Annotated in this window: 15 protein-coding genes; 4 read left to right on the top strand and 11 right to left on the bottom strand. The window is 60.1% G+C overall.

Translation table 11 applies throughout. The features are described from left to right. Positions 1 to 60 precede the first annotated feature (60 nt). The 3 genes from QZ511_RS02505 to QZ511_RS02495 form a co-directional block, all read right to left on the bottom strand. On the bottom strand, positions 61 to 3,228 hold the full coding sequence (locus QZ511_RS02505) for an efflux RND transporter permease subunit (RefSeq protein ID WP_295798458.1): 3,168 nt from the start codon (positions 3,226 to 3,228) through the stop codon (positions 61 to 63). Then, on the bottom strand, positions 3,225 to 4,418 hold the full coding sequence (locus QZ511_RS02500; protein ID WP_295798454.1) for an efflux RND transporter periplasmic adaptor subunit: 1,194 nt from the start codon (positions 4,416 to 4,418) through the stop codon (positions 3,225 to 3,227). The genes QZ511_RS02505 and QZ511_RS02500 overlap by 4 nt, the downstream gene beginning before the upstream one ends. Positions 4,419 to 4,717: 299 nt before the next feature. Continuing rightward, positions 4,718 to 5,419, bottom strand: coding sequence for a cyclic nucleotide-binding domain-containing protein (locus QZ511_RS02495; protein WP_295798453.1), 702 nt, complete (start codon positions 5,417 to 5,419; stop codon positions 4,718 to 4,720). A gap of 398 nt (positions 5,420 to 5,817) precedes the next feature. On the opposite strand from QZ511_RS02495, the gene QZ511_RS02490 reads away from it, so the two are divergent. The 3 genes from QZ511_RS02490 to QZ511_RS02480 all read left to right on the top strand — a co-directional run bounded on the left by QZ511_RS02490 (position 5,818) and on the right by QZ511_RS02480 (position 11,377). Beyond that, entirely contained in the window at positions 5,818 to 7,017 is a 1,200-nt protein-coding gene (locus tag QZ511_RS02490) for a TonB family protein (protein ID WP_295798451.1), read from the top strand. Positions 7,018 to 7,255: 238 nt separating this feature from the next. After that, a complete protein-coding gene (locus tag QZ511_RS02485; RefSeq protein WP_295798448.1) occupies positions 7,256 to 9,334 on the top strand; it encodes a M13 family metallopeptidase in 2,079 nt (692 codons plus the stop codon). A 156-nt stretch (positions 9,335 to 9,490) separates the two neighbouring features. Next, positions 9,491 to 11,377 (top strand): MFS transporter, encoded by a 1,887-nt coding sequence (locus QZ511_RS02480; protein WP_295798445.1) that lies wholly within the window; start codon positions 9,491 to 9,493, stop codon positions 11,375 to 11,377. Positions 11,378 to 11,432: 55 nt separating this feature from the next. On the opposite strand, the gene QZ511_RS02475 is transcribed toward QZ511_RS02480, so the two are convergent. From QZ511_RS02475 to prfC, 6 genes are all read right to left on the bottom strand, one after another. Beyond that, complete coding sequence (locus QZ511_RS02475; protein ID WP_295798442.1) at positions 11,433 to 12,071, bottom strand: RpiB/LacA/LacB family sugar-phosphate isomerase; 639 nt, start codon at positions 12,069 to 12,071, stop codon at positions 11,433 to 11,435. A gap of 191 nt (positions 12,072 to 12,262) precedes the next feature. Next, the gene (locus QZ511_RS02470) at positions 12,263 to 13,669 is read right to left on the bottom strand and encodes a M20/M25/M40 family metallo-hydrolase (RefSeq protein ID WP_295798439.1); all 1,407 of its coding nucleotides are present in this window, start codon (positions 13,667 to 13,669) and stop codon (positions 12,263 to 12,265) included. A 29-nt stretch (positions 13,670 to 13,698) separates the two neighbouring features. Next, positions 13,699 to 14,046 (bottom strand): hypothetical protein, encoded by a 348-nt coding sequence (locus QZ511_RS02465; protein ID WP_295798436.1) that lies wholly within the window; start codon positions 14,044 to 14,046, stop codon positions 13,699 to 13,701. A 3-nt stretch (positions 14,047 to 14,049) separates the two neighbouring features. Further along, positions 14,050 to 14,817, bottom strand: a complete 768-nt coding sequence (locus QZ511_RS02460; protein ID WP_295798432.1) for a TSUP family transporter — start codon at positions 14,815 to 14,817, stop codon at positions 14,050 to 14,052. A gap of 17 nt (positions 14,818 to 14,834) precedes the next feature. After that, positions 14,835 to 15,359, bottom strand: a complete 525-nt coding sequence (locus QZ511_RS02455) for a 1-acyl-sn-glycerol-3-phosphate acyltransferase (RefSeq protein ID WP_295798553.1) — start codon at positions 15,357 to 15,359, stop codon at positions 14,835 to 14,837. A gap of 188 nt (positions 15,360 to 15,547) precedes the next feature. After that, the gene (gene prfC, locus QZ511_RS02450) at positions 15,548 to 17,131 is read right to left on the bottom strand and encodes a peptide chain release factor 3 (protein WP_295798429.1); all 1,584 of its coding nucleotides are present in this window, start codon (positions 17,129 to 17,131) and stop codon (positions 15,548 to 15,550) included. A gap of 290 nt (positions 17,132 to 17,421) precedes the next feature. Between prfC and QZ511_RS02445 the strand changes: the two genes are divergently transcribed. After that, on the top strand, positions 17,422 to 19,197 hold the full coding sequence (locus QZ511_RS02445) for an aminopeptidase P family protein (RefSeq protein WP_295798427.1): 1,776 nt from the start codon (positions 17,422 to 17,424) through the stop codon (positions 19,195 to 19,197). Between the two features lie 32 nt (positions 19,198 to 19,229). Here the strand turns inward: QZ511_RS02445 and QZ511_RS02440 are convergent, their stop codons facing one another. Together QZ511_RS02440 and QZ511_RS02435 are read right to left on the bottom strand one after the other, a co-directional pair. After that, the gene (locus QZ511_RS02440) at positions 19,230 to 20,258 is read right to left on the bottom strand and encodes an alpha/beta hydrolase (protein WP_295798422.1); all 1,029 of its coding nucleotides are present in this window, start codon (positions 20,256 to 20,258) and stop codon (positions 19,230 to 19,232) included. After that, positions 20,255 to 21,643, bottom strand: coding sequence for an MATE family efflux transporter (locus QZ511_RS02435; RefSeq protein ID WP_295798418.1), 1,389 nt, complete (start codon positions 21,641 to 21,643; stop codon positions 20,255 to 20,257). The genes QZ511_RS02440 and QZ511_RS02435 overlap by 4 nt, the downstream gene beginning before the upstream one ends. Position 21,644: the final 1 nt, after the last annotated feature.

Raw genomic sequence — 21,644 nt, 5'->3', positions numbered from 1 at the left:
GCAAGCAAAAAACCCCGGTTACCCGGGGTTTTTTCGTTTTGGCAGAAGTGAACCCTGCCTTTAATCCTCCCCCCACTGGGCGCCCCGGATACCCGGAGGTATCAGCCCGGCAAACAGCTCCCGCAGCGCCCCCGGCAGAGCGAGCATTACCGGGGTCACCACCAGGGTCAGCAGTGTCGAGAAGCTGAGGCCGTAGACGATGGCGCTGGCCAGTTTCACCCAGAATGAAGCAATCACGCCGTTGACCACTACCGTACGCCCCAGCATGTCCACACTGGCGCCGAGAGCCAGGGGCAGCAGGCCGAGAATGGTGGTAGCGGTAGTGAGGAATACCGGTCGCAGGCGCTGCGCTGCAGCCCTGACCGCGGCGGTGCCGGCACTCAAATCGGGCTCTGTCCGGCGCACGTGGTTATAGGTATCGATCAGTACGATATTATTGTTCACCACGATGCCGGCCAGCGCCACAATCCCCACTCCGGTCATGATCACGCTGAACGTACTCTGGGTGAGGGTCAGTCCCAACATCACCCCCAGCGTCGACATAATCACCGAGGACAGAATCAATGCCGACTGGTAGAAGCTGTTGAACTGGGTCACCAGTAAAATAAACATCAGGAAGAGCGACAACGAGAAAGCTACCTGTAAAAAGACCAGGGACTCGTTCTGATTCTCGTCCGCGCCCCGGAAAATCAGCTCGACCCCATCTGCCACCGGGTGCTGTTCCAGCCAGTGGCGAATTTCCCTGACCTTGTCGTCCGCCAGCACCCCGTCCTCGACGTCCGCCTTGACCTGCATCCGGGTAATACCATCGATGCGTTCGATCTTGTCCACCTTGGGGCGGGCAACCGTTGTTACAAAACTGCTTACCGGAACCGCTCCCTGTGCGGTGTTAACCTTCAGGCCATCCAGCGCCGTGATTCCGCGGGCGTGATCCGGATAACGGATACGGATATCCACTTCCTCATCGGAATCGTCGGGCCGGTACTCTGCCATCAGTACACCGTTGGTAACCAGCTGCACCGCTCGCCCCACGCCGGTGAGGTCAGCACCGTAAAGCGCAGCCTTGGCGCGATCGACCTTCACCTCCCACTGAATCCCCGGCAGTGGCGCGGTGTTGACGATATCCCGAATCCCCCCGATCTCAGTTTCCAGCGCCCGGTGCAGGCGCCAGGTTTCAGCCAGCAGGCGGTCGTAATCCCGTCCGCGGAACTCCAGCACAATATCCTTGCCCACCGGAGGCCCGCCTTCGAACGCCTTGGCACTGGTCTTGATACCGGCAAAATCGGTGGTGCGTTTGCGAATGTCGGCAAAGATTTCCCGGCTTTTGCGCTCGCGCTGCGACGCTGGCACCAGTTCCACCAGCAGGTTGGCGATCTGATCCGGTGCTTTTTCGTTGTTTCCGGAAATACCGCCGTCGCCCACTGCGGTATACACCACGCGCACCTCCGGCACGTCCATCACCGCGCGCTCCACCGGGGATACCAGTGCCTTTTTCTCCTCCATGGAAAGGTTGCCCTGGGCGCGCACCTCCACGTTGCCATACTGCTCCTCGGTGTCGGTAAAGAACTCCACCCCGGGATTGAAGATGTTGAACGCTAAGAAAATGGCAACCAGTGCCGCCACCGTGCCGCCGAAAGAAATCAACGGGTGACGGACGATGGGCTCCAGCATCCGCACATAGGCACCGGTAATTCCCGGCAGGCGCCCTGGGTCGCCAGACTCCAGCTGTTTCAGATATTGCTGTGTCTGCAGGTCCAGCTGGCTTTTGCCGAACATTGAACCCAGCACCGGGGCAAAGAACAGGGCATAAATCAGTGATCCGGCGAGTACGGCGAAAACCGTTACCGGCAGGTACCGCATGAAATCGCCCACCACACCGGGCCAGAAAATGATTGGCAGGAAGGCCGCGAGCGTAGTGCCGGTTGATGCCAGCACCGGCCAGAACATCCGCCGTACGGAGATGCTGTAAGCCACCCGGGGGGAGAGCCCCTCGGCCATTTTTCGGTCCGCGTACTCCGTAATCACGATGGATCCGTCGATCAGCATACCCAGTGCCAGCAGCATTCCGAACATCACCATGAAGTTGAATGAATAACCCAGATACCAGCATACGATGGCGCCGAACAGCAGGGAAAACGGAATCCCGAAGCCTACCAAGAGTCCAGAGCGGAACCCGAGCGCTGCGACCACGATGATCATGACCAGCAGCATTGCAGTGAGAATATTCCCCTCCATCTCGCTGACCATATCCCGGGCAAATTGCGACTGGTCGAACACGAAATTGACATCCACACCCCGGGGCAGGAAATCCCGCTCGGCGTCCACCGCAGCCCGCACGGCATCCGCGAGATCCACGGAACTGGCGCCGGTGCGCTTCTCGACGCTGATGGAAAGTCCCGGGCGGCCGTTGACACTGGTATAGCTGGTGGCGTCTTTGAATGTGCGGCGCACGTCGGTGACCTGCCCCAGGGTCACCACGCCCTGTCCGGACTGCTTCAGCGGTATCTGATAGACATCGTCCGCGCTTTCAATCAAACCCGGCACCTTGACCGAAAAGCGCCCTTTGCTGACATCCATTTCGCCGGCGGGGATCAGCAGGTTATTGCCCAGGACCGCATTGATCAGTTCGCCACTGGTGATCTGGTAGTGCTCCAGGCGTACCGGATCAATAGTGGCTTCAACCACTTCCTCGCGATTGCCGTTGATGTTCGCACTCAACACCTCGCCAATGTTTTCGATTTTGCGCTTGAGCAGCTGCGCACCCTGCAGCAGTTCCCGCTCGCTCACGCCCTCCCCGGCGAGTGTCACCACGATCGCCGGGAAAGGTTGCGCCGACGCCTCCTCGACAACGGGTTCTTCCGCATCCCTCGGCAGTTCCGCCTTGGCCCGGTCTACCGCATTGCGCACCTCGTCCACCGCGAGGTCGATATCCACCGCAGAGTCGAACTCGATCACCAGGTAAACCAGGGATTCGCGGGCGGTCGCCATCACCTCTTTCACCCCCTCCAGCGCACGCACCTCCTGCTCTAGCGGGCGAATCAATAACCGCACACCATCTTCCGGCGAAATCCCTTCGTGCATCACCTGCACGATCACTATCGGCGGATTCACCTCGGGACTGGATTCCACTGTCATGGCCGAACGGGCGGCAATGCCCACGATGACGATAAGCAGCATTAGGCTGATGCTGCTGCGAAAGCGATCGACGGCTCCTTCCAGCAGGCTCATTGTGGCAATGCCTCGTCCTGGGATGCGGTCATCTCGCCCGCCTGACCACCCTCCCGAGTATCACCCAGTGCTGCAGAGGGCGCCGGCAGGTCGCCGGCGGACTGTTCCAGCTCCACCGCGACCTGCTCCCCCACGCTCACATATTCCTGGCCTACGGTAATAATGGTGGGCTGTGGCGGCAGACCGGTTACCCACACACCGGCATTTTCGTCGCTCACCAACTGCACATTGGCAAAGCGTACCCGCTGGTCCCCATCCAGTATTCGCACCCCCAGGTCACCGCGGTCATCGAGGGTCAGCAGTGATGCATTGATGCGGTGCGCCATCACCTCTCCAGTGGGCAGCGCCATCCTCGCGCTGATGCCGCTGCGCAGCTGCCCTCGCGGGTTCGCCACCGCCACTTCAACCCGGTAGGCCCGGGTCACCGGGTGCGCCTGCTGGCTGATATAGCGCAAGCTGCCCTCAACCACCTCGCCGAGCTGCAAGCGGGCACTGGCGATACCGCCCTGCTGCAGGCTGGCCACCTGGGTTTCAGAAACTTCACCGACCACCAGGATCGGGTCCAGGTCGAGGACGGTCGCGCACTCTTCGCCGCGACGAATAAAATCCCCCAGCTCTACCGCGCGGCTGTTTACCACGCCGGCAAAAGGCGCGCGCACCTGCAGGTTCTGCACATCCACTTCCGCGCGCCGGAAATCCGCACGGGCGCTGGCCAGCGCCACTTCCTGCTGTGCCATCGCAGCCTCCGACTGCAACCCCTTGCGCTGCAGTTTCTGTGCGCCGGCATAATCCAGCTCCGCTTTGCGCAGCGCGGCGCGGGCCTTGGCGAGGCGCTCGGGGCGATCCTCCGCGGCGATTTCGCAAATCACTTCGTCCGCCTCAACCCGGCGCCCCTCTGCCACCGGCAGGGCGGCAATCACGCCGTCCAGCTCCGCGCGAACCTGAACCGCGCGATTGGGCTCGGTGCGACTGTTGACCACCACCCGGGTGGTATAGGGCTGGGCCTGCAGCCTGCGCGCTTTCACTCGCAGCGACTCGCCCGCGTCAGCGGAATTTCCCTGCAGTACCTTTTCCGGCGCAGCGCCGCTTTCACCCAGCAACCCGCTGCCCAGCCACAGAAGTGCCAGCAGAGTCACAATCAGTGCCACGCGATAATTGCGCTGGCCCCAGAGGTTCGACAAAAATTTCATTTCGACAAGCCGCCCCAACATCCAATAAGTGATCATTCACTGACCAGGTTTACCGCGCGCATTTTATGCGCAATATGACCGCCGCACATTGGTCAAATCTGCCGGATTACGAAATCCACAGGGAATTGGATCAGATTTGCGGTTGATAGCATTCCCGCACCAGCCCCACCCGGTGATTCAACCCATAAAAAGTAGTCAATGAAGTGGGGAGGGACGCGGATAACACAAGGAGGGGGTTGGGAGGCGGTGCACAAGGGCGTACACCGCAGGTCTTCGCTTCGCCCCGGGCGGGCAAAACGTCAGGAGAGTATCGACTCCAGGAAATCTGACATATCGGACTCCTCGGCCGCCAGGTGGCCGCTACCGAATTCGGCATTCCAATCGAGTAGGATACGGGCCAGGGACCTGGCCTGATCCGCCAGCGCTACCAGTTCTTCCTTGCTGTTTTTTGGGCCGGTGTACAGCTTGAGACGTCGGTGACTATTGGCCAGCTCGTGGGTCGGGTACTTGGAGCGATACACCTCCAGCTTCCAGCGCAGGGAATGGACCATATTGCGGTAGAAAACCAGCTTGGTGGGAAGGTGCAGCAGAGAAAAGTCTTCCAGGTCGCCGAACAGGGTACAGTCCACCGCCAATACCTGGATATCCTGGCCAACGGGAGCCGCAACAATGGTCGCACTACGCGGCTCCGTCAGCAGCATGGACAGGTCCCCGAAAACCTCACCCGGCCGGATCACCGCCAGTGGCCGCTCTCCATTGTTGGCCGCCGCATCGTCCACATGCACCTGAAGCTCACCGCGCAACAGGAAATAAACCCACTGATCCACATCACCGGCATGCAACAAGGGTTCACCAGCAGATAGCGTCACCAGCCGCGAACGTTTCAACAGGACGTCGTACTGCCATTCACTGGTGGCACGAATATCACGAAACAAATGAATGACATTTAAAAGACGGTCAACCGCATCGCGCGGGTAATCACTGAGAGGTTTGTAATCCATGGAAAAACTGAATTTTATGTCGGTCGGGTATCGGGCCCTGAGCCCGCCGGCGGTGCATGGCGGCACATGAGTGCACTATTTAAGCCAGCATTCTAGGCCGAAAGTGACAGCTGTCTGCCCCGGGCTTTCAGGAAATTGAGAAAACGAGACATTTTACCCATTTCAGGGTTGAACTCCGTTGCAGTTGAAGTAGAGTTGGGATGTGATCCGGTTAATTTTTTGATTTTTCTGTGCGCTTTCTCACACGGTTAAATCACAGCCTTTTCCGGACCTGCACCTTTCGGGGGGAAGGTGCTTTCGAAGCGCAAGAAAAGTTTTCCGGGGTATTTTGATTATTTTTTCAGCGCTTAATCTGCCGGTTTCTTCCCATCCGGCGATTCAGAAGATACCAAAGCAAAATGAAATCTAACAATTTTGTCATTGCCCTGCTGCTGTTCGCCACGGCCCTGACTGCAAAAGCGGCTCCGCTGCTGAATGGCCTGGCGCTGGAACAGCAATTCAATAAAGACCGCTATATCGCTGCAGTATATTCCGAACGCCTTTCCGGAAATGCCCACGAGCTGCTGGACAATAGTATGCCGCGCAGCCTGCAAGTCAGGATTATCGCCGACCGCCTGTCTGCACGCCGTTTCCGCAACCAGTGGATGGAAGGGATCGCCATTAATAACGCGGGGAACACCCTGTCCGGACAAGCGGAAAACATGGTGACCTTTGCCAATCTGTTCAAGGGCCGTTTTATCGCCGGTGACCAGTTGCGCGTGGACTACGCTGCGGACAGCGGCACCACGTCAATTTTTCTTAACGATGTTCTCCTCGGAAAAGTGGCGGACCGGGAGTTCTTCAATACCCTCCTGAACGCCTGGATCGGTCCGGTACCTCCCTCTACGGAATTCCGCGATAACCTGATGCGCTCCGGCAACGTGGATTCCGGACTGCTGGCCACCTACGAAAGCCTGAAGCCGGCAGATGATCGTATTGCCCAGGTCACCGACATGGTTGAGCAGCGCAATGAGCCCAAGGAAGCGGCCCCAGAACCCGCCAAGCCTGAACCCGCTCAGGTTGCCGCCGCCAAACCCAAGCCGGAACTCAAGGCGGACATCCCCGCGCCGACCCTGGCCTCCCTCGGTACCCCCCCGGTAGAGAAGCCCGCAGCCGCTCGCCAGCAGGCGTCGCAACAGAAAACCGCAGCCGCCCAGGCACCCTCCAAGCCGCAACCGCTGAAACCCACCAAGTCCCGCCCGGCGGCTCCGGAAGAGGAGTTCGAGGATGAAGAGGAAGAAGCACCGCTCACCGCAGATATGATCCTGGCGCGCCAGATCTATCACTCCATGCTGCTGCGCCACACCTTCAAACACATCCGCTACCCCAAACGCGCCCAGGAGCGTGGCCAGGAAGGCAGTGTGCGCCTGAATGTCACCATCGATGCCAAGGGTAAGGTAAAAGACGTAACCACCGTGCAGGAGTCCCGCTACGCGAGCCTGAACCGCGAAGCGGTCGATGCGGTCGAGCGTGCCGGGCCCTTCCCCGCCACGCCGTCACAGCTGAATATGGATGAATACAGATTCTCCGTCCCAATCACTTTCCGACTGCCGGACTGAGACAATAAAAAGCCCCGCGAAAGCGGGGTTTTTTATTGCCTGAATCGCACACAGTTAGAACTTTTTCCCACCCCACAACCTGCCAGCGCACTCTCTCCCTCCGCTACCACAGTCCACCGGATACAAGACACCTTTGACCGCAGTCCGGCTTGCTCCCGAACCGAGGTCTGAATACTATCCGGGATCGGGTTTACTAACCCCAAAGATCATTCTGCATAACAAGCCCAAAAGGCCAAAGATGAAAAAGCTGCTTTTACCTCTCGCTATTGCCGGTGCCATTGCCGGTTGCTCCCAATCCGACAAGCCCGCGGCCACAGCCAGCGCCAAGGAATCCCCCGCTGCCCAGGAAACTGCTGCAGTCCAGGTGACCGAGCTGGGCTCCGGTATCGACCTCACCGCCATGAACACCAGCATCCGTCCCCAGGACGACTTTTATGGCTACGTGAATGGCAGCTGGATGGAGAAAACCGAAATTCCGGCGGACAAGTCGCGCTGGGGTGGCTTTAGCATGCTGCGCGACAAGGCCACCAAAGAGGTGAAAGAGCTGATTATGGAGGCCGGCGAGCACGCCGACAGCGTCGACGCCAAGCAGATCGGTGCCCTCTACAACAGCTTCATGAACCAGGACCAGATCGAAAAGAGCGGGCTTTCCGCCATTTCCGGTGAACTGGAAAAAATCGATGCAATCGAGTCCATGGACGACCTGACCCGCTACTTCGCTTACGCGGATATGGCCGGTTACGACGCCCCCTTCGGGACCACCGTTTACCAGGACCTGAAAAACGTCGAATCCTATATGGTGTTCTTCTGGCAGGCCGGCCTGGGTCTTCCCGACCGCGACTACTACTTCGACGAATCCGAAAAAGGCCAGAAACTGCAACAGGCCTACAAAGCCTACCTGGTAAAAGTACAGCAGCTGGCAGGTATCGAAAATGCGGAGGCCGGAGCGGAATCCCTGTACGCGCTGGAGAAGAGCCTCGCTGAACACCACCGCACCCGTGTGGAAAACCGGGATCCGGACAAGTACTACAACAAAACCGCTGCCGGTGACATGGCCAAGCTGATGCCCGCGATCAACTGGGACATCTACCTGGCCGATGCCAAGCTGGACAAGGAAGCTTACTTCTCCGTGGGCCAGCCGGAATACCTGGAAGCCGCCAACAAGGTGATCGCCGACACCGACATGACGACCTGGAAGCGCTACCTGAAGGTCAAGGTACTGACTTCCATGGCCCCGTACATGCACGACGAGCTCGCCCAGGCTCAGTTCGATTTCTACGGCACCACCCTGCGCGGTACCAAGGAAATGGAACCCCGCTGGAAGCGCGCGGTGCAGTTTGTAAACGGCTCTGTCGGTGAGCTGGTCGGCAAGCGCTATGTAGAAAAGCACTTCCCGCCGGAAGCCAAGGCGCGCATGGTCGAGCTGGTAAACAACCTCAAGGCTGCCTACAAGGAGTCCATCGAGGAACTCACCTGGATGAGTGACACCACCAAACAGGAAGCCCTGATCAAGCTGGCAAACTTCACCACCAAGATTGGCTACCCGGACAAGTGGCGCGATTACAGCGCACTCCAAGTGAGCGCTGACAACCTGACCGGCAACGTGCTTGCCGCGCGCCTGTTCGAAGCCAACCACGAGCGCAGCAAACTGGGCAAACCGCTGGATCGCACCGAGTGGGGCATGTCACCGCAGACCGTGAACGCTTACTACAGCCCGGCGCGCAATGAAATCGTATTCCCGGCTGCCATCCTGCAACCGCCGTTCTTCAACATGAACGCCGATGACGCGGTGAACTACGGTGGTATCGGCGGTGTGATCGGCCACGAAATCGGCCACGGTTTCGATGACAAGGGCAGCAAGTTCGACGGCAAGGGCTACCTGAACAACTGGTGGACCGACTCCGACCGCGACAACTTCGAGCACCTCACCGGCAAGCTGGTTGCCCAGTACGACGGCTTTGAGCCCCTCGAAGGCGAGCATGTGAATGGCGAACTGACCCTGGGCGAGAATATCGGCGACCTGTCCGGTCTTGGCATTGCCTTCAAGGCGTACAAGATGTCCATGAGCGGTGAGGAAGCACCGGTGATTGACGGCTTTACCGGTGACCAGCGTGTATTCCTGGGCTGGGCCCAGGTATGGCGCAGCAAAATCCGCGACGAAGCCCTCAGCGAACGCATGAAGACCGACCCGCACTCTCCGGCGGAGTACCGGGTGAAGGGCGTGTTGCCGAACATCGAAGCGTTCTACAGTGCCTTTGACGTGAAGGAAGGCGACGGCATGTACCTGCCGAAAGAAGAGCGTGTTGCGATCTGGTAACAGGTCTCCCGGCTAGCGCCGGGGTAACACGCTCCAACAAAAAAGCCCCGCAATTCGCGGGGCTTTTTTGTTGCGCCGGGTAGTTGGCGCCAGAAACTGTCCTCCAGCGGAGAATTATTAGTAACATTGGGCGAGAGCCAGCCAAAGGAGTCTCCCATGGCCGCAAAAGGTCAGTTTCAGCTGCTCGGCAGCCGCCGCTTTCTGCCGTTCTTCTGCACCCAGTTTCTCGGCGCCTTCAACGACAATGTATTCAAGAATGCACTGATCGTGATGATCGCCTTCCGCCTTGCCGCCAGCGAGGCCAACTTCCTGATCAACCTCGCGGCGGGCCTGTTCATCCTGCCGTTCTTCCTTTTTTCCGCCACCGCCGGCCAGGTGGCGGACAAGACCGACAAGAGCGTGCTGATTCGCCGGATCAAGCTGGCGGAAATCGGCATCGGCGCCTTCGGCGTCGCCGCGCTGTTCAGCGGCAACAATTATCTCTGCCTGGCGGTGCTGTTCCTGCTCGGCGTACAGTCCGCTTTCTTCGGCCCGGTCAAGTACGCGATCCTGCCCCAGCACCTGGCAAAGGCCGAACTGGTGAGTGGCAATGCCCTGGTAGAAATGGGGACTTTCGTATCCATTCTGCTCGGCACCATTGTCGGCGGCCTGCTGGCGGGAAAGACCGGCGAGGGCGAGTCCGGTCTCTGGTGGATATCCGCCATCATCATGACCACCGCCTCCCTGGGTTATCTCGCCGCGCGCAATATCCCCAGGGCCAAGGCCCCGGCGCCGGACCTGAAGATCAATTACAACCCGGTTTCGCAGACCGGCAGAATCCTGCGCGAAGCGGCCAAAACCCCGGCGGTGTTTTACGCCATCATCGGCATTTCCTGGTTCTGGCTGCTGGGGGCGGCCTACCTGACCCAGATTCCCAGCCTCACCCGCAACGTGCTCGGCGGCAGTGAATCCCTGGTGACCCTGCTGCTGTGCTGTTTCACCATCGGCGTCGCCATCGGTTCGCTGCTGTGCGGAAAGCTGTCCGGCGGGCGTGTGGAACTCGGCCTGGTCCCCATCGGCGCGGCCGGGCTGACCCTTGCCGGGGTATTGCTGGCGAGCGCGACCGGTGGCTATACGCCACCTGCAGAGATGACCATTGCCGCATTCTGGGCGAGCCCCGGCGCTTTTTCGATCCTGATCAACCTGACCCTGATTGGCATTTTCGGCGGTTTCTATATCGTGCCACTGTACTCCATGATGCAGGAGCGCTCGGCACCGGAAATACGCGCGCGGATTATCGCGGTAAACAATGTGCTAAACGCACTGTTTATGGTGGTGGCCGCCATCATGGGCATCGTTTTCCTGAACATGCTGGGCGCGACCATTCCGCAGTTTTTCCTGATCATCGCGCTGATGAACGCGGCGGTGGCGGTGTTCGTGTTCAGCAAGGTGCCGGAGTTCGCCATGCGCCTGCTGATCTGGCTGCTGTCCCACACCATGTACCGGGTAAAGCATCAGGGCCTGGAACTGGTACCGGAAGAAGGCCCGGCGATCATCGCCTGCAACCACGTAAGTTACGTGGACGCGCTGCTGCTGGCAGGTGCGGTGCGCCGCCCCATCCGCTTTATCATGTACAAGCCCATCTACGAAATCCCGGTACTGCACTTCATCTTCAAAACCGGCCGCGCCATTCCCATCTGCTCGAGACAGAAAGACCCGGAGGGATATGCTCGCGCGTTTGAAGAGATCGAACAGGGCCTGAAAGACGGCGACCTGTTGTGTATTTTCCCGGAGGGCCAGTTGACCCGAGACGGGGAGCTGCAGCCCTTCAAGGCTGGGATTGAAAAGATTCTGCAGCGCACACCGGTACCCGTCATTCCGATGGCCCTTAGTGGGCTGTGGGGCAGCTTTTTCAGCCACAAGGACGGGCACGCCTTCAGTACATTACCGAAGCGTTTCTGGTCAAAAGTCTGTGTGGTGGCCGGCCAGCCGATGGAGGCAGCGGCGGTCAAAGCCGAGCAACTGCAGGAAACCGTCTTGGGACTGCGCGGCGAACGCCGCTAACGGTTGAGGGAAGCCATGTCATTGCGCCGGGATCCGGCGCAATGACATGACTGGATCACGCGTCCAGCAGACTGCGCACGTAATCGGTCAGCGCCTGGTCCTGGCTGTGCTCGAAGAAGCACGCCTGGAAGCGCTCGCCGGAAACTGCGGTTTTCACCAGCTCCTGATCCAGCGACTTCAGCGCGTCCAGATAATCCTTGGATACCGCATTTTTAACCTGAGTCAGGATGCCCGCGTTGCGCACCTGGGATTCCTTGCGCTCCGGCGGGTAGCCCTGCCCCTTCACGCCGGTAAAGGCTTTTTCAAACATGTAGCGGATATTCAGCTCCGCACCCCAGCCGAAGCCCTTGGCAAAGGGAATGGCCAGCGCATTGCCGTTATTGATCTGTGCAAACAGGAAGGCGTCCGCCGGGTCGATGCAGTAGCCGCAGAAAACGCCGGGATAGGCATTCAGGGACATCAGCGCGCCCTGGCCGGTACCACAGCCACTCACCACAAAATCCACCGCCCTGGAATTCAGCAACAGGCTGCCCATGACGCCCAGGTGGATATAGGTGAGGTAGTGATCGTTATCATCGCTCATGCCGGTATTGAACACGGTGTGCCCGAGTTCACCCGCCACATCCTGCAGCTCTTTCAGCACGATGGCATTTTTCGACGCCTGGCTGAATTCGTTCATCAGTGCGATTTTCATCAGTGGATCTCCGTCTGAATCGGTACGTTTACGCCGGCGGTTCTGCTGTTGCACGCACACAGCAGCCATGCCCCGGTCGCCCCAAATTGGTCAGTCCGGATATTGTACACACTTGCCAAGCAAACTAAACCGGTCTGACAACAACAAAAAAGCCCCGCGGGTGCGGGGCTTTCTGGAGAGTGAGTATTTACTCAGTGCTCTGTGGGCACCCGACCAAAGTCCCCTTCCATTTCTGCGGCCAGGAAGGACATCACTACCCAGGCGGCGACGTTCTGCTTGAGGTTGTCCGGATCCACCTTGTCCAGGGTGTCGTTGGGCGTGTGGTGGTAATCGAAGTAGTCACTGCCGTCCTGGTATAGGCCCATGGCGGGGACACCGCGGGCAACGAATACACTGCTGTCCGGGCCGCCGGAGGACTTGTTGTTGCCTCGCTCGATGCCCAGCGGCGCCAGCAGCTGCATCATCTGGTCGGCGATGGCGAACTTGTTCTCCGGGATACGGGTGTCGAAGCGCCAGATTTTGCCGGCACCGAAATCGGACTCGGACACCATCACGATTTTTTCCAGTTCGTCCCGATGCGCTTCCACATACTGCCTGGCGCCGACCAGGCCAATCTCCTCGGCACCGTAGAGCACTACCCGCAGGGTACGGCGCGGGCGCTGGGGTAGCTCGGCGATCAGTCGGGCAGTTTCCATCACGATGGCGACACCGGCACCATCATCCAGGGCACCGGTGCCCTCGTCCCAGCTGTCCAGATGCGCACCGATAATCACCACCTCTTCCGGCTTTTCGCGGCCGAGCACTTCGCCAATCACGTTAAACGAGGGGCCGTCTTCCAGGCGCTGGTTGTCCACATTCAGTTTTACTTGCACCGGCTTGCCGCGCTTCAGCATGGCTTCCAGCAGGTTGGCATCCGGCGCGGACAGGGCCAGGGCCGGAACCGGGTTTTCCACCCCGTCGATGGACATCATACCGGTGTGGGCGAAGCGGTCGGAGTCGGTACCGACGGAGCGCAGCAGCAGCGCCGCCGCCCCCTTTTCCGCCGCCGCGCGCATGCCCTTGCTGCGCCCCTGTACCGCCGGTCCGTAGCCCTCACCGGTGCGAGCGCGCTCCATGCGCTTGTTGATAAAGGCAATCTTGCCCTTCACCTTGCGCGCCGGTGCCTTCATCAGTGCTTCAACGTCTGCGAACTCCACAATTACCGCGGTCAGGCCGGCTTCCGGGGTGGCGGCACCGTAACCGAGGGAAGTGACCACCAGTGGCTGCGGGAAAGGTGCCACCACTTCCGCGTGGGCGTGACCGCGGGCCCAGCGCTTTACGTCGATCTGCTCGGTGTATACCCGGTCAAAGCCCAGGGATTGCATTTTCTCCTGCGCCCAGGCCACCGCTCGTTCGTCCCCCTTGGTGCCGGCACGGCGGGGGCCCACCTCAACGGTCAGCGACTCTACCAGGCTGTAGGCGTCGGAGGACTCCAGCGCGCGGTCGCGCAGGACTTCTGCCACCGAGAGGTCTTCCTGCTTGAGGGGCGCAGCCTGCGCAGTGGCGACCAGCAGTGCTGCGGCCAGGCCACCGGTAAGATGCATCAGGGGTTTCAACATGTTTTTCTCCAATTTACGGCGCGTTGGAATTATTCGGATTGGTCTTGCGGCGGCAACGCCAGTAACTGTTCACGTACTTCGCGCAGGCGCTCCAGCCCCGCTTCGGTGAACAGATAGGGCATCCTGCCGGTATATTCGGTTTGTTCGATTTCCAGGCACTTGAGCCGCAACTTTTCCAGCGGCGGATCGTGGCGCATGGGGTAACCGGTGAGCACCCGCCACTCGTTGTCATCTGCCTGCCCGGTAATCACCTCCTCCAGGCCATGCAGGAACTGCGCCCGCTCCATGCGAAAGCGCGGCGTGCGCATGTGCATCAGCCCCCACACAATCACAGCGAAGACCGCGAACGACAGGCACAGGGTTATAACAATTGTCATTGCCTACGCCTCCAGCAACAGCTTGATCGCCACCAGCAGCGTGGCGACGATGATGACCGGCTTTACCAGTGCGGCACCGCGGGCAATCACCAGGTTCGACCCCAGACGCGCACCGACAAACTGCGCGCCGGACATACACAGTGCCAGCGACCACAGCAAATGGCCACCGGCCATGAAAATAATCAGCGAGGTAGTGTTGGTGGCCAGCACCAGCGGTTTGGTATGCGCCGTGGCCCTGCGCATGTTGTACCCCAGCAGGGCAGCAAATGCGAGGGCATAAAAGGACCCCATGCCGGGGCCGAAAAAGCCCCCGTAAAAGCCGACGCCCCCGCCCACCAGCAGGTTGAACCAGCCGTTGCCCATTCGCGGCTTGCCATCCAAATCCGAAATCCGCGGCGAAAAGGCAAAATACAGCGCGATGGCAATCAACAATACCGGCAGCAGGGTGCGCAATTGCTCGCCGCCCAACCGGGTTACCGACCAGGTTCCGGCAGCCGCCCCCGCGGCCGCGGCCAGCAACCCCGGCCACAGGGGACGGAAATCCAGGTGCCCCTTGCGAAAGAAATTGAGAGTGGAGGAGAGAGTGCCGAACACACTCTGGAATTTATTGGTACCCAGGGCGTCCAGTGGTGGGATGCCGGCCCACAACAGTGCCGGCAGTGTGATCATGCCACCGGCGCCGGCAATCGAGCTGATAAAGCCTGCGGCGAACGCCACCGCGGTCAAAATCAGATAAACAACAGCTGTCAGCTCGCCGGTAATTTCCGTCACGGAATCCCCAGTCTGGCTCAGGCCGCCTCGTCAAAATCCGTCTGGTTTTGCGGGTTGCGCCCCTGGTATTTGTGAAAGCGCTTCTGTATCTCGCGCATATCGATATCCCTGTCGCCGGTAGGGCGATAAAGGGAATCCACCACAACCCGCTTGGAGGGAAAATCCCACGCAATGAGCAACACCGGCACGTCGGCGGCATAGGCTATGCGCAGAAAACCGTTTTTCCACTTGTCGGTTTTCTTTCGAGTCCCCTCGGGAGTGATCGCAACCCACATTTTTTCATTCTGGCGAAACTGGTTGGCTACCTGTTTCGCCATCCCCCCCGCCGCCGAGCGGTCGGTGGGAATGCCGCCAAGCGCTTTGAACAGGTTCTTGAAGGGAAAGAAAAAAGCCTCTTTCTTCATCAGCCAAGAAGCTTTCAAACACAGCGCCATAATAAATGGCATCGCTACGATAAAGTCCCAGTTGGAAGTGTGCGGAGCCAGGGCCACCATCACCTTCTTTTCTGGCGGAAACTCGCCCTCAAGACGCCAGCCAAGCATTTTCACGATCAGCAGGCCGAGGCCCTTGGTAAATGCATTGCCGGCTCGCGGCATTTCTTCCGGCAGCCCGGTGGGAATTGTAGGCTTTTTGGCAGCGCTCACTTTTTTCAGTCTCTTCTGTTTTGTCACCGCAACGCTTTCTGTTACGGCCAAATTTGTTTACTGCGAAATCATTGCCGTAACGGCAATCAGTGCTCGCGGGTCGCATAGAAACGCACATCCGGATAGCGCTCCTCTGCCAGCTGCAGGTTTACCCGCGTCGGCGCCAGATAGGTCAGGTGGCCGGAGCCGTCCAGGGCGAGGTTGATGCTCGCCTTGCGCTTGAAGTTTTCCAGTTCCTTGGCGCTCTCACTGTCGACCCAGCGGGCGGTATTTACATTCACGTTCTCGTAAATGGCTTCCACCTTGTACTCGTCTTTCAGACGGTAGGCCACCACCTCAAACTGCAGTACCCCCACCGCGCCAACGATAATGTCGTTGTTATCCAGGGGGAAAAATACCTGGGTAGAACCCTCTTCCGACAGCTGCTGCAAGCCCTTCTGCAACTGCTTCAGTTTAAGCGGATCCTTCAGGCGGATTCGGCGAAACAGTTCCGGGGCAAAGTTCGGGATACCGGTAAACTTAAGGGCCTCTCCCTCGGTAAAGGTATCGCCAATCTGGATGGTGCCGTGATTGTGCAGGCCGATAATGTCACCGGCAATGGCCTCCTCCACATGGGTGCGGTCGCCGGCCATAAAGGTCACCGCATCGGCAATTTTCACATCCTTGCCGATACGCACATGTTTCATCTTCATACCGCGGCTGTAGGTGCCGGAGCAGACACGCATAAACGCAATGCGGTCGCGGTGCTTCGGGTCCATATTCGCCTGGATCTTGAACACGAAACCGGAGAACTTATCCTCGCTCGGCAGCACCTCGCGCTCACTGGTTGCCCGCGGCTGCGGACCCGGGGCCCACTCCACGAAACCGTCCAGCATCTCGCGCACACCGAAATTACCCAGCGCGGTACCAAAGAATACCGGTGTCAGCTCACCGGCGCGGTAGGCCTCCAGATCAAACTCGTGGGTAGCACCGCGCACAAGGTCGATCTCCTCGCGAATATCTTCCGCATCTTCCCCCAGCAGCTCGGTCGCCTCGTCAGAATCCAGCCCCTTGATCTGGATATCCTCGGGAATCGTGTGCCCCTGCCCCTGCTTGAACACATGAATGGTGTCCGTATACAGGTTGTAAACACCCTTGAAGTGCTTGCCGGAACCCAGCGGCCAGTTGATCGGCGCCGCCTGGATATTCAGCACCTCTTCAATCTCGTCCATCACCTCGATGGGATCGCGGATATCCCGGTCCAGCTTGTTGATAAACGACAGGATCGGCGTCGTGCGCAGACGACAGACATTCATCAGCTTAATGGTGCGATCCTCAACACCCTTGGCGCCGTCAATCACCATCAGCGCGGAATCCACCGCCGTCAGTACCCGGTAGGTATCCTCGGAGAAGTCCTCGTGCCCCGGCGTATCCAGCAAGTTCACCACCCGCTCCTTATACGGGAACTGCATCACCGAGGACGTCACCGAGATCCCCCGCTCCTGCTCCATGGTCATCCAGTCAGAACGCGCGTGCGGCCCCTTCTTACCCTTCACCGAGCCCGCCAGCTGGATCGCATTCCCGAACAACAGCAGCTTCTCGGTCACCGTGGTTTTACCGGCGTCCGGGTGAGAAATGATGGCAAAGGTACGGCGGCCATTGATGCCCGCCAGGCTAGAAGACTGACCCATAATGCAACTTGAGACTGGATAAAAAACAGGCGCGCATTATACACGTCTGGCGCGCTGGAATCGCTGGAAATGGCGATTTAAGGGGCCTAGACTGCGGCTAAATTTCATTACTGCCACTATCTAGTGTCAGCGAAATACGATGCGAAGGATTCGATGGCCGGGGACAACTTGCGGGACCGTCTGCGGCCTGGATGGCCGCAGCCGAGCCCCCATGGATGGGTTCACGGCGTGTCCCGCAAGTTGTCCCCGGTCAGCGGATCCGCCACGGGATTCAAGCAATGAGGTGAATAATGAGTCAGGAACGATTGGAAGCGCTGCAACAGGCCCTGTCTGAGCAGCAGGTACAGGGCTTTCTGGTGCCCCGCTGCGACGAGTACCAGAACGAATACGTGCCCGCCGCAGACGAACGCCTCGCCTGGCTCACCGGCTTCACCGGCTCCGCCGGCCTCGCCGCCACCACCATCGAACGCACCGCACTGTTCGTCGACGGCCGCTACACCCTCCAGGCCAAACAGCAGATCGGCACCCAGCCCATCGAACAATGTAACCTGGTGCCCGCAGACATCGCCAACTGGCTGTGCGACGCCCTCGGCGAAGGCGCCATCCTCGGCTACGACCCGCGCCTGCACACAGAACCCGGGCTAGCCCCCCTGAAAAAACGCCTCGACGAATGCGGTATCACCCTGCGCGCACTGGACAGCAACCCCATCGACAGCATCTGGCAGGACCGCCCCGCCCCCCCAAGCGGCCCCGCGCGCCCCCACCCCCAGACCTTTACCGGGGAAGACTCCGTCAGCAAACGCCAGCGCATCGCCAGAATACTAGAGCAGAAAAACCAGGAAGCCCTGTGGCTCGCCAACCCCGAAGTCTGCGCCTGGCTGTTCAACATCCGCGGCAGCGACATACCCCACCTGCCCGTGGCACTCTCCATGGGATTCCTCTACAAGGACGGCAGCGCCACCCTGTACCTGGCAGAGAACGCAACCGGCGACGCCCTGCGCCAGCACCTGGGCCACGACGTGGAACTGGTCAGCGACAAAGCTGCACTGTTCGCCGCCGCAGAGCGCCAGCATGTGCAGCGTGTATGGGCGGACCCGCTGCTCACCAACTGCTGGACCCTGCATGAACTCAGAAACCGGGAAATGCAGATCCTGCAGGAACGCGACCCCATCACCGGGGCCAAGGCGCGCAAGAACGCCGTGGAGCTGGAAGGCAGCCGCGCCGCGCATATCCGCGACGGCGCCGCGCTGTGCGAATTTCTCGCCGAACTGCCGGACGCGGTGCAGGGAGGGAACTTCGGCGAATTGGAAGCGGTAAAACTGTTGCGGGAAAAACGCGAACAGCGGGAAGGCTTTACCGACGACAGCTTCGATTCCATCTCCGGCTACCGCGGCAACGGCGCCATCGTCCACTACCGCGTCACCCCGGAATCTAGCCTGCCCATGGAAGCCAGCGGCATTTACCTGATCGACTCCGGCGGCCAGTACCCGGACGGCACCACCGATGTCACCCGCACCGTGGCGCTGGGCGAGTTCCCCGCCGCGGCAAAAGATCATTTCACCCGGGTGCTCAAGGGACATATCGCCATCGCCGCACTGCGCTTTCCGGTCGGCACCTGCGGCGAACAGATCGATGCCTTCGCGCGCAAGTCCCTGTGGGATGCGGGCCTGGATTATGCCCATGGCACCGGGCACGGCGTCGGCAGCTTTCTCAGTGTGCACGAAGGGCCCCAGCGCATCGGCAAGGCCAGTAGCAACGTCGCCCTGGAAGCCGGCATGATCGTATCCAACGAGCCGGGCTTCTACCTCACGGACGAATATGGCATCCGTATCGAGAACCTGGTTTTCGTCAAAGAGAGCGCGGCGTTTTCAGGATTTCTGGAGTTTGAAGAGCTGACCCTGGCACCGATCGAGCGCCACCTGATTGAACCGGCGCTGCTTACAGATGCGGAATTGCAGTGGCTGAATGACTACCACGAGAAAGTGCGCGAGACGCTGACACCACTGGTTGACGAGAAAACCCGGGCCTGGCTGGCTGATGCGACGCAACCGCTCGCGCACGGCTGACAGCCTGGCAACGGTCGCGGGCAGTGCCGCCTTTATTCTGCCGCCAGCTGCCCGCGATTTTGTAAAAACGGAACCAGCTGGGCCAGTACCCGCCGGCTTACCACCGGCTCCAGCGCATGCCCCATCCCCGGAACGGCGACAAAACGTGCACCGGGGATCTTTTCCGCCGTGTCCCGCCCGTGATCCAGTGGCAACAACGGATCCTCCTCACCGTGAATCACCAGTGCCGGCGCCTCGATACGCTGCAGTAACGACGAGCGGTCACCGCTGGCGAGAATCGCCTGAAACTGGCGCACCACGCCCGGCGCGTAACTACCGCGGTTCAGCACCCGGACCGCGAGCTGCCGCGCATAGTCCTCACTGAAATATTCCGGTGAACCGATGGTGCGGGCAATAGCCATGCGCGTGGCAATATTCTCGCTGCGACTGTCGCCCGCCCTGGCGCCACTGGCCAGCGCCTCGATCGCTTCGGGAGAGGATTCCGCCAGGCCGGGGGCGCCGGAACTGGACATGATTGAAGTGAGGCTGGTGGTTCGCTGTGGATATTCTGCCGCCAGTACCTGGGCGATCATGCCGCCCATGGACGCGCCCACCACGTGCGCGCGCTCGATGGCAAGCGCATCCAGCACTCCCACGGCATCCGCGGCCATATCATTGAGCGAATATGGCGGCTCGGGATTAAACCCCACCTTGTTGCGCACCAGCGCCCACCACACCGGTGGCGCGGACAGCTGGTAAAATTTCTGCGACAGCCCCGCGTCGCGATTGTCCAACAATACCACCCGGTAGCCGGCATCCAGCAGCCCCTGCACCAGGGTGTCGCCCCAGTGCAGCATCTGTGCACCCAGTCCCATGATCAGCAACACCGGCTCGGCGTCTGCCGACCCCATATCCTGATAGGCAATCGCAGTGTCGTTTACGGTGGTGAAGTGGATTGGGTAGCGGTCAAACGGGCTGCTAACGGAGCCGTTTTCCGCAACTGCCGGCAACAACTGCAGGGAAAAAATCAGCAGAACACTATGCACCAGGCGCTTTGCTGCCAGTACTTTCGATTGCGTCATTGGGAAGCCTCCCGCTCCGTAGCGCCATTGGCGGTATCCGCCGCCTGCCCACCGATATAGTGCCGCAGCCAGAAGAAAGCCGCCGCCCCCAATACCAGGTTGGAGACTGCGGTTGCCGCAAACAGCCCCTGTATACCCCAGAATGTGTTGCCGAGCCATGCCAATGGCAGGTACAGACCCAGCACGCGCAGAAATGAAATCAGGGTGCCGGGCAGCGGGTGCCCGAGACCATTGAATGCCGCATTCGCCGACATCACAAAGCCATAGCCGCAGTAACTGAAGGGCACCAGGCTCAGGTAAGCCACGGCCACCGCCAGCACCTGTGGAGAATCGCTGAACAGTGATGCCAGCGGCCCACCGAGCAAAAACAGTAGTGCGGCGAGCAACACACCAAAAAGCAGACAGAAGCGCCCCAGTACCTGCACTGTCTGCCGCAAGCGTTCATCCTTGCCCGCACCCGCATTCTGCCCCATAAATGGCCCGACGATGGAAGACAGCGCATAGAACACGATCAGCGCCATTGGCTCGATGCGCAGCGCCACCCCCAACCCGGCCACGGCATCGACACCGTGAACAGCAACCAGCGCCACCACCACGCCTCCGGACATGGGGATTATCACGTTGGTGGCCATTGCCGGCAGCCCCACTGCCAACAACGTCCGCCAGGACTCTCTGAGCGCGGCCCACTGAAAGGTCGGCAGGGCAAGTATCTGCTCTCGGCGCACCAGAAAGTACAGCGCGGCCAGAAAACTCACCGCGCGGGCGATGACCGTGGACAGTGCCGCCCCCTGCAACTCCAGCCGCGGGAAGCCCAGCAACCCGAAAATCAGCAGCGGGTCCAGGACCAGGTTGAACACCGCGACCGCGATCATGATACGCCCGGTCAGCGCGCTGTTGCCGATGGCGCGCATGGCGGAAAGCGCCACCATGGGTACCACCGCAAACACCGCCCCCAGGTACCAGGTCTGCATGTAATCACGCACCAGTGGCAGCAGCGATTCGTCCGCACCAAGCAGGCGGAACAGGGGCCCCACGGTGACGAGCCCGAGCGCGGTGACGAGTACCGCAATGATGAATGCGAGCAGCGTGGCGTCGGTTACCAGCCGGCGCACCCGCGCCATATCTCCGGCCCCGTATGCGCGCGCCACTGCAGAAGAAGTGCCGGCGCCCAGGCCGATTGCCAGGGCATTGATGACCATCACCACCGGGAAAGTAAAACTCATCGCCGCCAGCTGCCGGTCCCCCAATTGGGCAACAAAGTAGGTATCCACCACATTGAATGACATGGTGGCGAGAATGCCCCAGACCATGGGCAGGGCGAGGCGATGCAGGTGGGCGGCCACCGGGCCTTCGAGCAGGGATGGCTGAGTATTGGGGGATAGCATG

This window comes from uncultured Microbulbifer sp., from assembly GCF_913055755.1.
Lineage (GTDB): Bacteria > Pseudomonadota > Gammaproteobacteria > Pseudomonadales > Cellvibrionaceae > Microbulbifer.
This window is presented reverse-complemented; position numbering and strand designations above follow the sequence as displayed.